This window comes from Chitinophaga sp. RCC_12, from assembly GCF_041360695.1.
GTDB lineage: Bacteria > Bacteroidota > Bacteroidia > Chitinophagales > Chitinophagaceae > Chitinophaga.
In genome coordinates this window covers 376,014-392,503 of the sequence record NZ_JBFUPS010000001.1, presented here as the reverse complement: position 1 = coordinate 392,503, position 16,490 = coordinate 376,014, and the positions used below count along the sequence as shown (strand labels likewise).

General features: G+C 47.4%; 11 protein-coding genes. 9 read left to right on the top strand and 2 right to left on the bottom strand.

Annotated elements, in window-relative coordinates:
• The first annotated feature begins 9 nt into the window (after positions 1 to 9).
• The 6 genes from AB6805_RS01645 to AB6805_RS01620 all read left to right on the top strand — a co-directional run bounded on the left by AB6805_RS01645 (position 10) and on the right by AB6805_RS01620 (position 9,082).
• Entirely contained in the window at positions 10 to 3,303 is a 3,294-nt protein-coding gene (locus AB6805_RS01645) for a TonB-dependent receptor domain-containing protein (protein ID WP_370907725.1), read from the top strand.
• Positions 3,304 to 3,491: 188 nt separating this feature from the next.
• Positions 3,492 to 4,925 carry a hypothetical protein gene (locus AB6805_RS01640; RefSeq protein WP_370907724.1) on the top strand — a complete coding sequence of 478 codons (1,434 nt, stop codon included), beginning with the start codon at positions 3,492 to 3,494 and terminating at the stop codon, positions 4,923 to 4,925.
• A gap of 91 nt (positions 4,926 to 5,016) precedes the next feature.
• Positions 5,017 to 6,420, top strand: coding sequence for a hypothetical protein (locus AB6805_RS01635; RefSeq protein WP_370907723.1), 1,404 nt, complete (start codon positions 5,017 to 5,019; stop codon positions 6,418 to 6,420).
• A gap of 61 nt (positions 6,421 to 6,481) precedes the next feature.
• The gene (locus AB6805_RS01630) at positions 6,482 to 7,225 is read left to right on the top strand and encodes a hypothetical protein (protein WP_370907722.1); all 744 of its coding nucleotides are present in this window, start codon (positions 6,482 to 6,484) and stop codon (positions 7,223 to 7,225) included.
• Positions 7,222 to 8,217 (top strand): S41 family peptidase, encoded by a 996-nt coding sequence (locus AB6805_RS01625; protein ID WP_370907721.1) that lies wholly within the window; start codon positions 7,222 to 7,224, stop codon positions 8,215 to 8,217. The genes AB6805_RS01630 and AB6805_RS01625 overlap by 4 nt, the downstream gene beginning before the upstream one ends.
• Before the next feature lie 91 nt (positions 8,218 to 8,308).
• Positions 8,309 to 9,082: a hypothetical protein gene (locus tag AB6805_RS01620; RefSeq protein ID WP_370907720.1), complete on the top strand. Its 774-nt coding sequence runs from the start codon at positions 8,309 to 8,311 to the stop codon at positions 9,080 to 9,082.
• Here the strand turns inward: AB6805_RS01620 and AB6805_RS01615 are convergent.
• Together AB6805_RS01615 and AB6805_RS01610 are read right to left on the bottom strand one after the other, a co-directional pair.
• Positions 9,079 to 9,879: a helix-turn-helix domain-containing protein gene (locus AB6805_RS01615; protein ID WP_370907719.1), complete on the bottom strand. Its 801-nt coding sequence runs from the start codon at positions 9,877 to 9,879 to the stop codon at positions 9,079 to 9,081. The genes AB6805_RS01620 and AB6805_RS01615 overlap by 4 nt on opposite strands.
• A 12-nt stretch (positions 9,880 to 9,891) precedes the next feature.
• Positions 9,892 to 10,734, bottom strand: a complete 843-nt coding sequence (locus AB6805_RS01610; RefSeq protein ID WP_370907718.1) for an SDR family NAD(P)-dependent oxidoreductase — start codon at positions 10,732 to 10,734, stop codon at positions 9,892 to 9,894.
• 326 nt (positions 10,735 to 11,060) lie between these two features.
• On the opposite strand from AB6805_RS01610, the gene AB6805_RS01605 reads away from it, so the two are divergent.
• The 3 genes from AB6805_RS01605 (at position 11,061) to AB6805_RS01595 (ending at position 16,490) form a co-directional block, all read left to right on the top strand.
• Positions 11,061 to 11,612 carry an RNA polymerase sigma-70 factor gene (locus AB6805_RS01605; protein WP_370907717.1) on the top strand — a complete coding sequence of 184 codons (552 nt, stop codon included), beginning with the start codon at positions 11,061 to 11,063 and terminating at the stop codon, positions 11,610 to 11,612.
• A 48-nt stretch (positions 11,613 to 11,660) separates the two neighbouring features.
• On the top strand, positions 11,661 to 12,770 hold the full coding sequence (locus AB6805_RS01600) for a FecR family protein (protein ID WP_370907716.1): 1,110 nt from the start codon (positions 11,661 to 11,663) through the stop codon (positions 12,768 to 12,770).
• A 75-nt stretch (positions 12,771 to 12,845) separates the two neighbouring features.
• Positions 12,846 to 16,490 (top strand): SusC/RagA family TonB-linked outer membrane protein, encoded by a 3,645-nt coding sequence (locus tag AB6805_RS01595; RefSeq protein ID WP_370907715.1) that lies wholly within the window; start codon positions 12,846 to 12,848, stop codon positions 16,488 to 16,490.

Here is a 16,490-nt window from a genome sequence, read left to right as displayed (position 1 = left end):
TTTAAACGAATGAAAATAACTGTAGCATCTTTAGAGCGATTTTTACGTATTTCCGTATTGTGTTTCCTTTACATTCTCAATGCCGGCATCCTGCTTGGCGCAGCGGATGTGAGGGCGCAGAAACTTTCTGATACCAAACTGACGGTTAATTTTGAGCACCAGAAATTAGCGACTGGTATTGAGAAACTGAAAGAATTGACCGGTTTATATTTTGCATATAATAAAGATCTTTTTAAAGAAACCCGCATTGCCGCCATGTCGTTCAGGGATACGCCGCTGGATGTAATATTGAACAGGATGCTGGAGAAAACAGATTTTTCTTATCACGTTGTTAATAACAATATTCTTATCAGTTTAGATAATAATAAACGGAACCAACGCGCGGAACCAGGACGTGTATCGGGCAAGGTAACAGATGGGAAAACCGGTGAGGCCATTCCGGGTGTAACCATCATCGCTTCCGGGGGATCCTCTTACGGCAGTACAGATATCCAGGGGAACTATGTGCTGAAATTACAGCCCGGACAATATAAGCTGGAGTTCAGGTACATCGGCTACCAGGCGAAGGTGATCACAGAGGTGATGGTGAAAGAAAACGGAACCACTTCTTTAGATATTGTTTTGCAGCAAGCCTCCCAGCGGCTGAAAGATGTGGTAATCACCAGCTCGTATCGCCGGGAATCGCAATCAGCATTGTATGCCCTTCAGAAAAGAAGTACGGCCATCACCGATGGGATTTCTTCGGAGCTGATCCGCAGAACACCCGACAGGAACGCCGGAGATGCGATTAAGCGGGTAACAGGAGTAAGTGTGCTCGACGGGAAATATGCGGTGGTAAGGGGACTTGCAGACCGCTACAATTATACGCTGTTAAACGGAGGGCTGCTTCCCAGCACGGAGCCCGACAGGCGCACTTTCAGCCTGGACCTGGTTCCTGCGCTGGCTGTTGAAAGCATTGTAGTAACAAAAACAGCGACCGCGGATTTGCCTGGTGAATTTGCCGGTGGCGTGGTACAGGTGAACACGAAAGATTTTCCGGATAAGGATTTTATTACACTGTCGCTCGGAACCGGCTTTTATGACGGGCAAACAGGGAAAGCATTTTTCAAGGACCGCAGTGGTAAGAATGACTGGATAGGCTTTGATGATGGTAAACGCGCGGTCCCGGATGAATTTAAAATGAAAGCCAGCGAGTTGGCCCAGCTCTATCCGGAAGAAAGGTTCCGGATCAGCAATGCGCTGAGCAAAGGCTGGGAGCCGGTAAGCAGCGGGAAAGCAGAACCCATACAACAGGTACAGATTGGCTATGGCAAAACCTTTAACTTCAAAAACGACACGAAGTTCGGCATCGTAGCGCTGGCAAATTACCGCAAAGACCAAACCATTGACCAGGTGGAACGGTATGATCTTGCACGGTATAGTAAATACGAGGGCACAGCCGGCCCGGGAGATACGGTAAAGTTTATGCGGTCCTATTTTAATGAAGAAGCCTACCGGTACCTGGTGAATACGGGAGCTTTGCTGAATGTCACCTACCAGTTTGGAAAGAACAAAATAGGCATTAAAAGCATGTTCAACCAGGACTTTGAAACAGTGACCACCATCAAAAATGGCGAGAAAACATTAGGAGAAGGAATTGGCGATATTGTAAACAGCAGGGTAGTGGATATGCACCCTACGCAGAAAACCTTACTGGGGGCACAGCTCCAGGGTGAGCACCGGTTAGGGATCGAAGCACCGGTTACGTTTACCTGGAATGTTTCTTATAATAAAATCAGGAAGTATGAGCCCAACCAGGTGCGGTTAGGTTACGTAAACCTCTACCGCGCAGATACGGTGAGATATAAAGACCAGGATTACTTTGTACCGGAATTTGGTTCTGTTGAAAATTCAAGTAAACTGTATTCCGATTTAAAGGAAGATGCTTACAATATCAATTTTGCAGTATCCACTCCGTTTAAGGTGGCAGGGCAACCGCAGATTATCAAAGCAGGCGCTTTTACACAATTCCGGAAGCGGGAATATATCACCTATAATCTTGGATATTTTGACGCCGCCCGCGGCTTAACCACCGGCAATGATACACAAGGGTTCCCAAGTGATTCTGCTGTCAATTTCGGACAGCCAATCGATAAAATACTCAGCCCTGAAAACTTCAGGCCCGGCGGATTGGTAGCGGTAAATTATGAGTTGCCTGCAAACCAATACACCGGCGGGGCTAACCTGGCATCGGCTTTTGTAAATGTGGAGAGCCAGCTGCTGGACAATCTTAAACTGATCTATGGCGCAAGGGTAGAGTTTTATGCCATGAGCCTCAGCACGAATAAAGAGCTGAACCGCAAATTACCCGGAAGCGGTGGAACAGGAGATGACCAGGCGCCAATAGATTATATCCGTTATAATACGGATGTATTGCCCTCGGCGACCATCATTTACAGCCCCATTACATCTATGAACGTGCGGGCGGCCTATTCAAAAACACTGACAAGGCCCGAGTTCCGGGAAATAAGCCCCTATAATTACTTTGATTTTGTAAGCGGGTATATGACCATTGGTAATCCGGAGCTTAACAGGGGAACGATACAGAATCTCGATTTCCGGGTAGAATGGTTTCCTTCTGCCGCTGAAATTATTTCGGCATCTATATTCAAAAAGAATTTGCATGATCCGGTGGAACTCACTACGCAGGCAACAACATCCACAACGAGGTTTGTACGCACGTACAGGAATGTGGATGAGGCATTGGTATGGGGACTTGAATTTGAGCTGCGTAAAAGCCTCTATTTTGGAACCGGTCCTGAATGGCTCCGTAACATTATCATCTTTGGTAATTATTCCCGGATACATTCCAAAATAATGGGAGAAACCGCAGGCTCCGGATTGGAGGTTACACAGAAATTACGGGAAAGGCCATTAATGGGGCAGTCGCCTTATCTGCTCAATGCAGGGTTGCTTGTTAACGCATTTAAAAATACTTTCAGCTTTTCAGCAGCAATTAATCGTACCGGCCGGCGCATTGTTGTTGTTGGAACCACTGCTGAAGACAGGTCTGAAATCGGGGCCTATCCTGATATATATGAGAACCCTCGTAACCAGCTGGATGTACAACTTTCGCAAAAGTTTTTGAAACAACGACTGGAACTCAGGTTGAATGCAGCCAATTTGCTGAACGACAGGTACATACAATACCAGGATTTTGATTTGAACGGCAAGTATTCAGGGAACACTTTTGACGGAACAACTTTTTCAAGAAAATCATTCAGTAATTACACATTCACAATTTCTTACAATTTTAAAAAGTAGCACGGAGAAAGAAAACGGTTTTTTGATGTGTGCGCGCACAAGCTGGTAAAACCGTAATTGATTTTTGTACTGCAAACAACGGCAATTGCTAAACACAGTTGCTGGTGGGCATGCCTTGTCTTAACCCTTGTAAAGGCGCTGATGTCCATTTTATGAAACCCACTTTATCATTAAAAATTTCAACAAAAATGAAAACGATCAGTAAACTGTTAACTATCGCAGCCCTGACGGCATCTTTTGCAGCGTGCAAAAAAGACGGAAACATTGAACGTGACGTAGTATCCGGCCCAGATCCCAACGTTGACACCATTAAAGGAAATGTTGTAGGTACTGTAAATTTACTCGCAACCAAAACTTACATTTTAAAAGGCCTGGTAACCGTAAAAAGCGGAGCGATCCTGAATATTCCAGCCGGAACAACCATCAAAGGTTATGATGTTGCTGGAGAGAAAGGCGTACTGTTAGTAGCTAAAGGCGGTAAATTAAATGCAAACGGTACATTGAACAACCCGGTTATTTTTACCTCTATTAAAGCTACTCCTACCAACGGCGATTGGGGTGGTATCATTATTCTCGGCCAGGCGCCAACCAATAAACCAGCTACTACTTTCATCGAAGGTATTCCTAACACATCAGATGCCCAGTACGGTGGTACAACGCCTGCAGATAACAGCGGTACTATCACTTATACACGTATTGAGTATGCTGGTGGTGTTTTCCAGGGTGCACTCGGAAATAACAATGAAGTAAATGGTCTGACTTTAGGCGGCGTTGGTTCCGGTACTGTGATTAATCACGTACAGGTAAGCTATAGCGGCGATGATTCCTTTGAGTTCTTTGGTGGTACAGTAAACCCTACCCACCTGATCTCTTATCGTGCAATTGATGATGACTTTGATTTTGATTTCGGTTACAGTGGCAGATTACAATTCCTGGTTGCTTTACGCGATCCTGAAGTTAATGACCAGTCTAAGTCTAATGGTATCGAATGTGATAACGACAATACCGGCGTAGCCACCAACGTACCACGCACACATCCGATCATTTCTAACTTAACCGTACTGGGTAACAACGGTGTGGCTGATTCTAACCCTGATTTCCCTGTAACTTCGGCCACTGGTGTTGACGGATCATTCCAGGCTGGTGCGCATTTCCGCAGAAACACCGGCTTGTCTGTACGTAACTCCATTTTCCTGGGCTTCCCGGCCGCTGGTTTACTGGTTGACGGAAACGTTACTGCAGATTCCCTGACTAACGGTGCGTCAGAATTCAGGAAGAACTTCGTTCATTCCAATACTTCAGGAAAAGCCTTTGCAGTTGCTTCAGGAACTACTTCCTACACAGATGCAACTTTAAAGACCTTCCTGACAAACGCTACCAATGCAAATGTTGAACTGGCTGCTGTGAGCGGCGCCGGCCTGGTTAATCCGTTTAACCTGAGCAGCGTTAACTCCACTCAGTTCTTCCTCACTTCCGGTGCTGCTCCTGCTACAGGTGCTGATTTCACCGGTGCATTCTCAACTGGATTCAGTTCAGTTGCTTACCGTGGTGCATTCCCTGTTTCAGGTGGTGCAAACTGGGCGACTGTAAGATCAGGATCTCTCGGATGGACAAGATTCTAAGCAATTTTCAGCACATTTAATGATGGTGAGATTGGCATTTTATGCCAGTCTCACCTTTGTAATATACCACCGTCAAAATAATATAAGCCAAATGAACAGAAACTATTGCCTGCCGATGATGCTCAGTGCCTTTCTATCCATTTGTTTGTTGTCATGTAAGAAGGATGATAATAAGTTAGAAACCCAAAAGCCAGTGGTGGCCCTGCCGGAAAAAATCAGTGCAAACCGCACCCTGAAAAGCGATACCATTTACACCTTTGCGGTATCCGTGAATGTAACAAACAATGCCGTACTCACTATTGAGCCGGGCACCGTTATTAAAAGCAGGAGCGTAGCAGCTGGCGCCGGAAGATCCGGTTATATTGCTATAGAAAGAGGTGCGAAAATTATGGCTGAAGGCACTGCGGAGAAGCCGATCGTATTTACTTCCGGCACACCTTCCGGGTTCCAGCAGCATGGCGACTGGGGTGGACTGTATATTTTTGGCAAAGCGCCTGTCAGCGCCTATGATGAAAATACCGGTGGCGCCGGTACAGAAATGACCCTGACCGGGTTAGGCGCACTTTTACCTTCCGGCGGCGGAAATGATCCCAGGGATAATTCCGGTGTGCTCAGGTATGTGCGCATCGAATTTGCAGGAGTGGGATCTGCTGAATCATACGGACTGGCCTGTGTTGGCGTAGGGTCAGGCACCACTATCGAAAATGTGCAAACCAGCTATACACAAACTTCAGGGTTTGGCTTCTTTGGCGGAACCGTGAATGCAAAGCACCTGGTGGCATTTAATAACCGGGTGGCAGGATTTGTTTATTCAAATGGCTATACCGGCATGCAGCAGTTTATAGTGAGTTATAAACATCCTTATTTTGCTGCACCCGGACCTTTTATCAGCACCTGCGATGCTTTACTGGTGCTGAACGATACCAAGGGATACCCGGTAGCGCCGGATACACGCCCGGTATTGTCAAACGTTACCGCTGTGGGCCCGTATAACAACCCTGGCTACAATAGCGCTTTACCCTGGAACGCTGCCTTGAATGTAAGTTATAGCGGGGCGTTTGTTTTAAGGAATTCTATTTTGATGGGAATGCCAAAAGGCGGAATTAAATTCAGCGACGATATCGCCGCACAACGCTTAATGGACGGCACCTCCGAATTTTCCACCAACCTGGTGCATAGTAATATTTCAACAGATGCTTTTACCGTAGATCCCGGGGCTGTTTATTCAATAGATGCAGCCGGTGTTACGGATTACGCGGTAAATCATCATAACAAAATGTACGTTAAGCCGGAAGAAATCGGTCTTACCAACCCATTCAAATTTGCGCTGCCAGAACTATTGCCCACCACCGGTGCGGCAGCTTTAACGGGCGCCGATTTCAGCGGGGAGCCTTTCCAGGGATTCTTTAAGAAAGTAACTTATGTAGGCGCTTTCGGAACTGAAAACTGGATGCAAAACTGGACAGATTTTTATCCTTTTACCATTAAATATTAAGGCAATCAACAGCTGTTTGAACATACCGGGTCGTAAAATGGGCTTTTGTTTTTGCCTTTTCATGATATTATGGTGCCATCGTAGCCCGGCGCAGCAGATGGTCTCAATGGGCGTGTTTTTATCCAGGCAAACGGTGAAAGACGCCGGGATGTCTGCCCTTGTTTACCAGGGAACATATCCCGGTATGGCCGCCCGTTTTTCGCATACCGGCCGGGTAACACAGGAGGTTGGCGTCCGTGGAGCATTCGGGAAATTATATGGCAGCAAAGGATCCGGCGCCATGCAATCAAAAGTTTTCGGGTTTGACTACAGTATTTTATTTACGCTACGAAAAACAGGCAGGACCCGTTTTGAATTGGGCGCTACCCTGGATAATTATCTCCATCTGAGGGAACAGCTGCATTATGTGAATAACCGCGATTACTATGAGTGTATCAGTTCCATTGGCCCCACTGCCAGGTACAGCTATATATTTTCATGGCGAGGTAAACAGGCCGGCAAAAACTGGGAAGTAAACACCCGCATCTTTTGCCCGGTGGGTGCTGCGCTGTCAACAGCGTATTCGGCATACGAAGGACAAGCCGGCTTGCATACGTCCTCATTGCGGACCATTACCCGGGATATTAAGCTGACAAGCTGGAATGGGCTTAACCGGTTTTACTGGAATACCGGCATAAAGGTGAGGATGCGCAAAGGCAGCGGCCTCTCTTTGCACTATCAATGGGAGTATTACCGGATTAAAGAGGTGAGCGAGGTACAATCAGCTATGCATAGTTTAACCATCAACTACTTTTTTTTATTATGAGGAATGTTGTCCGCATATGCATGGTGATGATGCTATTTATCGTTTCCTGTGAAAAGGCGATTATAAAAGAAGATAAACAAAACCCTGTTGCTGTTTTTGAAAGCCTCTGGCATGCGATGGATACCAGGTATGCACTGTTCAGCTATAAGAAAGTAGATTGGAAAGAAGCCTACCGGAAATACCGGCCGATGGTATCTGATAAAACCAGCACCGGGGAATTGTTTGATATTTGCACAGCTATGCTTGATCAGCTGATGGACGGCCATGTGGCCCTTATCAACGGAGATCAAAAGTACACCTACACCGGTTATTACAATTCATATCCCCACAATTTTAATTTCGGCCTGTTGAAGGAAAAGTACCTGCCGGGTATTAACTACCAGGGCATATTGGCCTATGCTTTTATGGAACAGTTTGGATATCTGCACATTCCTTCCTTTGGGGAGGAATTAACTTTAGCGGATATCGACCGGGTGTTTGAGCAGTTGGCAGATGTACAGGGGCTGATCATTGATGTGAGGGATAATGGAGGCGGCGGTTCTTTAAAAGTCGACAGGATCGTGGAGAAGCTGATCCCGGAAAAGATGTTGCTGAAGTATGATATTTATAAGCGTGGACCAGGCCATGATGACTTCTATCCGCCGGAGGCCAAATACCTGGCGCCCAGGCATCCTGTTTTGGCGGGCAAGCCATTGTTGATATTAACAAACAGGAGATGTTTCAGTTCGTGCAATGATTTTGTGCTGTATATGTCGGAATTACCAAACGCTGTTATAATTGGAGACCAAACGGGTGGTGGAAGCGGCACCCCGTTTGATTATGAGCTGCCCAATGGCTGGGTGCTGAAATACGCTGCTTCTATGGCCGTTTCTGTTGAAGGAACGAATATAGAAGGAGGGATTGCCCCGGATTATTTTGTATCCAATAGTTTGGATGATGAAAGTAACGGGAGGGATGCCATTTTTAAATTTGCATTGGAACACCTGCAATAGTTTAACTTAAATATTAGAAATGCCTTCTTATATTACAAGTTGAAAATTATTGTTTACCCCAAAAAGAATGGGTGTTTACCGGAATAAATCTATGTTGATCATCTTATTGCGTATAACCAGCTATGGCTGGGCGGCCATTGCGATTGTAGTATTGTCTGTACTGTTAGCGGTTAAAATATTAAAGCGAAACAACCCGGGCGGCAAACCGGGCTGCATGGGGATAGGTTATGTTTCGCTGGTGGTATTTTGCCTGCTTAGTCTCTCTGCCATGCTTACAGGCGTATTGGGCGACTTTGTGGTGAATGCGTTTACCCTGCCGCGGTACAAAGCGAAGGTGGTCAGTTTTTCCTCTTATGTATCGAAGGACAGTAAAAATAAAAGCACTATCATGTATCGCTCCACGGTAGCCTTCACAACGAAAGACGGCACACCGGTGGAAATGGAAACCGATGTATCCTCCTCCGGCAAGCCGGATATCGGCGAGGTGATTACCGTGGGCTATGAACCCGGTATGTCTGCCGCTGGCGAGTTCTCCACAAGTAAATACCTGCTAATGAGTGGAGCGGCTGTGATGTTACTGGTGATGGGGTATTTTGCAATAGGAGGCATTTTATATGCAATGGGCTGGCGGATGACCTCTTTCTTTAATTCCGGGATGATCCTGCTGCTGTATTTCATTATACCTTTAGCCATGCTGTTTATGTTAGGCGGCATGGGATACGCGGTAGTGCAATATTTCATGGGACTCCGGCCCGATATGCCGGTGTGGGCGGTGGTAGTATGTACTTTTTTCTGCCTGGTGTTATCTGCCGGGATGCTGGGGTATTTCCGGATGCTTACGGACAGACGGGCACGCACCCGTTAAATTTTTGTGGGGGCTGCCCCGAACTGCTTCTTGAAAGCAAATGAAAAATGAGAGAGGTCCTCGAAGCCAAGGTCCAGGTAAATATCGGAAGGCGTTTTACCTTTTTCTTTAATAAGATAATATGCTTCCTGTAATCTCCGCTGCTGCAGCCAGCGGCTGGGGGTTAAGTGAAACAGCTTTTCGAAATCGCGCTTGAAAGTAGCCAGGCTCCTGCCGGTCAGGTAGGCAAACCGGTTAAGGTCCACGTTAAAATGAAAATTCTTATTCATAAAAGCTTCGAGATCTATTTTCCCCGGCTCACTGAAATCGAATAATATATCTTTCATGCCGGGATTTACTTTTAACAACAGCAGCACTGCTTCTCTTAATTTCAATGTAACCAGCGCGGAATCATCTTCCCCGTTCAGTTGCATGTAGGGCGGTAGTGAATCAAAATAGTTTTTATACAAAGGATGGGGCTCCAGGGCAATGACAGCGTTGCCATTCACTTGCTTTTCCGCTTTATACCCGGCTTCCATACTAAACTCCCGCAGGAAGGGCTGATCGAAGTGAACGGAAAACGATTTAAACTCGCCGCCTTCGGGCGGTAGCTTGTTGAACTTCATCAGCCGGTTCCGCCTGCCGAGTCTGACATCTCCGGGTTTAAAAATATATGCTTTGTTGCCATCATTCATGATCATTGTTCCCGACACCTGGTAGCTGAATACATAGTCCGGTATAAACTGTTCTCCCTCCCGGGTACTGGTGGTGTAGCAGGAATACGCGATAGGGGATGGCTGTTTATTGAGTGAAGGCATTATTCAATTGTATTAATCCGTTTGTGTAAAACTCACTGCATCTGTGGAGACGCTTACCGGCAGCCACTTTTCCATTTCCTCATTTCTTTCCGCATTGGCTTCCTTAATCCGGTATATGGCATCGCTTCCAAGTACCAGGTGTACCGGGGGCGCAGGATGCTTAACCAGGTTAATGATTGCTTCCGCAGCTTTGTCAGGCGCGCCTGGGGGATTAAAGTTACTATTTTTAAACAGTGTTATCCGGGTGCCCACTGTCTTTTCATAGCCCGCTATCTCCTGCGTGCAGGGCAAAGAGGCCGTCATGCCGGTGCGGAAGCCGCCCGGTTCAATACTTGTCACCAGTATGCCCAGCGGCCTTACTTCTTTAGCCAGGGCCTCGCTGAAACCGCTTAATCCAAACTTCGCGGCCTGATATATGGTGAGGCCGGGGCTACCCACCCTGCCGCCTACGGAGCTGATTTGCAGTATCCTGCCGGAGCGTTGCCTGCGCATATATGGCAACACTGCACGGGTGATGGCGATAGGTGCATACAGGTTCGTTTCCAGCTGGCTGAGTACCTGCTCATCGCTGTAAGCCTCGGCGGCGCCTAAGATGCCGGCGCCTGCGTTATTGACCAGCACATCTATCCGGCCAAAATGTTGAATGGTATTTTCAATGGCGGCGATGATCTGTGCGTTGTTGGTAACGTCCAGCTGCAGCGGATATATATTGTCCGGATACTTCGTTGCAAGATCTTTTAACAGGCCGGGATGCCGGGCGGTGGCCGCTACCTTGTCGCCATCCGCCAGTACAGCTGCTGTAAGGCTCCTTCCCAATCCGCGGGAGCTGCCAGTAATAAACCAAACGCGGGACATAATTTTAGTTTTATCAAAGGTCGGATTAACCGGGTAAGACCGGTTTGCTGAAACGTGCAAACTGCTTTGTTAAAAAGTTCAGATTAATAAATACAGGCGTCTCCTGTTGATGGCCGGGATCACATCTCCCTAGAAAAATTTCCCTCCTCCTTCACCCTTTTTCACTTTTCAGTTGCCTATGATGATAGTGGTGATTTAAATGAGGCAGCCGGCCGTTGGTTATCTGCAAAAAACAGCAACAGCATAATGCGGGACAACAGATGATGGAAATAAATCCGGATTTTATTATACTTTGTGCGGATAACAATGAAGTTACAAAGTGGTTTATGTACCAACCAAAATCAGGTGAAGTAGTTTCTTTCGAAGAACAGTTCAAACTTCACTACACCTTCCTGTGCACTGCCGCGTACTATGTGGTGGAAGACGAGGATGCGGCCAGGGATATCGTGCAGGATTTTTTCCTTTATTGCTGGAGTAAGCGGCATGTCATCCGTATTACCCACGATTTTAAGAGTTATGCCGTTCGCGCCATCCGCAACGCTTCACTGAACTATTTAAAGAAATCAGGGAAAACCTCGCTGGAGGAAATAGCCGTCATTGAAAACATGACGCAGCATTTTCCGCTGGAAGATAATGAAGCGGAAGCCGACCGCAATGCAGCGCTGTGGGCGGCTGTGGCCAGGCTGCCGGAGCAGCGCCGCCGGATATTCCTGCTAAGCAACCGGGATGGACTGAAATATAAGGATATCGCAGAAACGCTCGGTATCTCCATTAATACGGTGAAAACGCAGATAAAACTGGCACTGCAGTTTTTACGGAAAGAATGCCGGTGGATGAATATTTTCATCGCTTTCCTTTTTTTCTTAAAAAATAACTGACCCGCATTCACCCTTTTTTCATAATTGTTTGCCCTTATTACCGAAGTTATGAATGAAAAAGATAAAGAAATAGACTGGGATAAGCTGCTGGACCTGATGGATGGGAACAGAACGGGGGACACCCTGACGGAGGAAGAGCTGGCAATGCTGGCTGCAGCCAAAGAGATGCAGTCGAGGCTGGGTGCAGAAAAATTCCCGGAAGAAGAGGGATGGCAAAGTTTTGTACAGGCCAGGGACCGCAGGCAGGCCCGCCGTTTCACACTGGTGAAGCTGGCCGCTGCAGCCATACTGGTACTGGCCATCGGGGCAGCATTATGGACTTTCCTGCCCAGGCAGCGCACACCGCAGCTGGCCAACGAAATGCCCGTGGGCAAAGTGCGTCTGAAGTTATCCGACGGTCATGAAATAACGCTTGGCGGCGACACACAGGTTATTCAAAACAACGGCATCGCCGCTATTAAAGCAGGTCAGTCGTCCCTGGTATACGACGCCGGCGCCAATCGTGCAGTAGTAACGGCGATGGATACACTGGAAGTGCCCCGCGGCTTACAATTCACCCTCCGGCTGGCCGACAGCACCAGGGTATGGCTCAACGCCGGTTCCCGGCTGATCTATCCTGCTGCCTTTAACGGCCCGTCACGGGAAGTATATGTGCAGGGAGAAGCCTACTTCGATGTGGCCGCCGATATAGAACGCCCGTTCCTGGTGCATACAGGCAAAGTGACCATGAAAGTACTGGGTACTGCCTTTAACGTAAACACCTACGGACCGGATATACAAACCACTTTAAGCAGTGGAAAGCTGCTGGTCACCGCCGGTCAGGAGCGTACTGTACTGGCGCCCGATGAGCAGGCCGTTTATAATGATAAAAACGGTTCGCTGCAAAAAAGGACCGTGGAAGCCAGGGTGTTTACCGCCTGGATGGAAGGCGATCTCTTTTTTGAAGACGCCACGCTGCTGGATATTACCAGCTACCTGGCCCGGAATTATGATTACGTTTTTGTTTTTGAAGATCCAACGCTCGGGAAAATAAGTTTTACTTTAGATATGCGCCGCCCGGCGGTTTTACAGGATGTACTGAACCAGATCAGCCATAGCATGGGTAATTTAAGGTTCCGGGTGGAAGGCAAAACAGTGCACATCATGAAACGTCAATAGTTAAAAATATCAACCGGAGTCAATCAGATTGCCAGTAGCCACCGGTTACTGCTTAAACCATAATACCAAACCAGAATGAGAAATTTATTGGGCTTGTCCTTCGCCTGGAAGGAAGCGCGGCGCTATGTCATGCGGTTACCTTACCAGTTGTTGCTTTTGCTGCTCCTTACCGGCAATGGAGCGTTGGCGCAGGATAGTATACAACAGGAAATATTATCGAGAAAGATTTCTTACGAGGCCAATAAATCATCTTTAAGCAAAGTGCTGAAGGATCTGCGTACAAAGATGCATATACGCTTTACCTATAACAGTGAGCTAATCCGGCGCCAGCCACCGGTTACCGTGAAAGTAAATGCGGTGTCCCTGGAATCGTTACTCAAAAAACTGCTGCTTAATACCGGCCTGCAATTTATGGTGGAAATGGGCGGGATCATTATCTACGAACAGGAGGTGCCTGTAGAAAAGGCAACCAGCCAGTCGGTGATTCTCAGGGGAAGGGTAACCGACCCCCAGGGTTCCCCGCTGGCCGGGGTGAGCATCAAAGGGCTTACCTCAAAAGAAATGACCGTAACACAGCCCGACGGGATGTTTATGCTGGTAGCCCGGGAACAGGAACAGGTAAGCCTTTCCCTGGTAGGAATGAAAACGCTGCTGTACAAAGTGAAGGTGTCAGACGACCCGCTGATCCCTTTTAAAATGGATACCATTGCCCGGGAAATCCAGGAAGTTGTGGTGAACGGGTATCAGAAAATAGATCCCCGTTTAGCCACGGGCTCCGTATTAAAACTCAATGCAGCCGATATCTTACAGCCCGGTCAGCCATCTGTAGACCGGATGTTGCAGGGCAAAGTGCCGGGGCTGATGATAATCAACACCTCCGGTGGCGTGAACGCAAAGCCTACTATGCGTATCCGCGGTACCTCCACCTTAATTGGCAACGCTGCCCCGCTTTGGGTGATTGACGGCATGATACGCCCCGACCCCGTTAATATCTCCTCCGCACTGTTGAATAATGTACTCAGCGGTCCTTCCCAATCCAATTATGAGCTGATGGGAAACGCCATCAGTGGTTTGAACCCCTATGATATTGAAAGCATCACGTTTTTAAGAGATGCCGCCGCTACTTCTATTTATGGTACCCGAGCGGCTAACGGCGTAATCGTGGTAACCACTAAAAGAGGAAAGGCGGGTCCCGTGGAAGTAACCTACAATTCAAATATATCTTTCCAGGCGCGTCCTTCCTACAACCAGCTGAACCTGATGAATTCCAAGGAACGGGTGGCTTTCTCAAAATCATTGATAGAAGATGGCGTGGTCTTTAACGGAAGTGAAAGTGGTTTCGAAGAACGTTTTTCGTATGAAGGATTATTAAGACAACTGTATGCCAGGCAAATTACGGAAGCAGAATTCAGGGCAGGAGTAGGCACTATTGAAACCCGGAATACGGATTGGTTTAAGGTGTTGTTCAGGAACCAGATGAGCATGCAGCATGCCCTCAGCATGAGTGGTGGCGCCGGCAAAACCACCTATTACGCTTCCCTGAGCTATGGCGGCTTTAACGGCGCAGCGAAAGAGGATGGCAAGAAAACATATTCGGCGAATGTAAGTGTGCGCACGCAGATTGGTAAACGGTTGAACCTGGACCTGTCGATGCAAAGCAATTATATAAAATCCACCGGGTATTACCAGTCGGTAAACCCGTTGACCTATGCGTTGCAAACGAGCCGTATTTACAGTCCGGACGATTTTTACCCGGTGCGCGCGCCGGGTAACCTGAAGCTGAATGAGCCCGTGCAGTTAGTATGGCCGCCATATGTGTATAACATACAAAATGAAATCAGCCACTCGGAAAACAACAGCAGCACACATTCTTCCAGCTTGAATTTATCGTTGGATTATAAGATTACGAAAGGATTGTTTTTTCGCCACTCTTCCAATGTTATTGTGAGCGGAGCCGATGGGTTAACCGCAGCCGATGAGCAAACATATGCTATTGCGGTTGAACGCGGATGGAGCCCGGAAGTGTTGCCTACGCAGGAGATGATGCTGACGGCGCTACCTACAGGCGGTATGGCCTATATGATGAACCAGAAGAGCATGTCGCTCGGAATGAGGAACAGTATAGATTACAATACAGGTGTGCGGAAGGATCGCGACCAGTTTAATTTTACGTTGGGTAACGAGGTGAGAAGTGAAACTGCCAATGGCCTTACATCCAGGGAACCTGGATACTTTCCGGACAGGGGAAAGTCATTCTTTCCGACTGTAATGGGCAGGAAATTATATAGTTCAGAAACGATCAACGAAGCCATCGACAATTCCGTTTCTTATTACAGTACGGCCGCTTACAGCATGATGAACCGCTATGTATTGAGCGGTACCATCCGGACGGATGGCTCCAACAGGTTTGGCCAGTATTCCAACTCCAGGTTCTTACCTAATTACAGTATTGCGGCCCGCTGGAATGCTTCTTCAGAAAACTGGTTTCCTGTAAGCTCCCTGATCAGCGACTGGCAGGTGAGAGGTTCGTATGGCACGCAGGGAAATGTGGTGAGCGCAGTGGGTCCTAACCTGGTAGCCACCTATTCGCCTGTAGTGGGAGAAACAAGTCCCATTACCGGTAAACCTTACCTGCATATAAAAACCATGCCTTACCCCGAGTTACGCTGGGAAAAAACCCACCAGTGGAATCTGGGCACCCAGGTAGCCATGTTCAATAGCCGCCTCCGGGTGAATGTGGATTATTACTCGAAGAAAACAACAGATGTGCTGGATATGATAAAGATTCCTTTCGAATACGGTATGGATGTGATGTACAGGAACGGAAGCGAGTTATATAACCAGGGATGGGAAGCGATGATCAATGTAGATGCCATCAGGTCGCGGAACACATCGCTCTCCTTTACGTTGACTACCAGCAGGAACAGCAACCGGGTATCTGATGAAGTTATTCCCAATGATTACAATTCCTTTTTTAATGGCAGCGGACACTTACGCGGAAAACCCGTGAGTGGTTTCTACTCTTATATTTATAATGGTCTGAATCATAACAGCGGTTTGCCGATGTTCAGGAATTTAGATCTCAAGGAAAAAACCACCAACCCGGATGATTTCCTGGTATATTCCGGGCAACTTCAACCTTCTTTTACCGGGAGTATTCAGCCGGTGTTCCGGTACAAATCCTTTTCAGCGGTGATGTTATTTTACGTGAGTATTGGCAGCAGCAAACGGCTCAATGACCCCTTTCAGAAGACTAACACCCTGAACGGGGTACCTGCGCCATTCACCAATCTCAGCAAAAATTATTTTGATCGCTGGCGCAAACCAGGGGATGAATTACATACGGATATTCCTGTAATGACAGACCACCTGGGCAATAACGACAGGCTCATTATACCGTACAAAGTGCTCAGTAACCGTACTTATGTAAACGCCGGAGAAATATCTGAAAATCCGTTCCAGGCTTATAATATGTCCGATTTAAGAACCGTCAGTAACAACTATGTACGATGCAGCAACCTGAATCTTACCTACACCATCCCTGCTGTTAAGCTGAAGGGAAGCGGGATTAAGAATTTAAGCGTTGGCGCCGCCGTAAATAATGTTTTTACGGTTGCCAACAGGAAACTAAAAGGACAGGATCCTGAAATTGACGGAATCGGCACCAGTGCATTGCCGCTTACCCGGCAATATGCTTTCAGCCTGAATGCTACTTTTTAA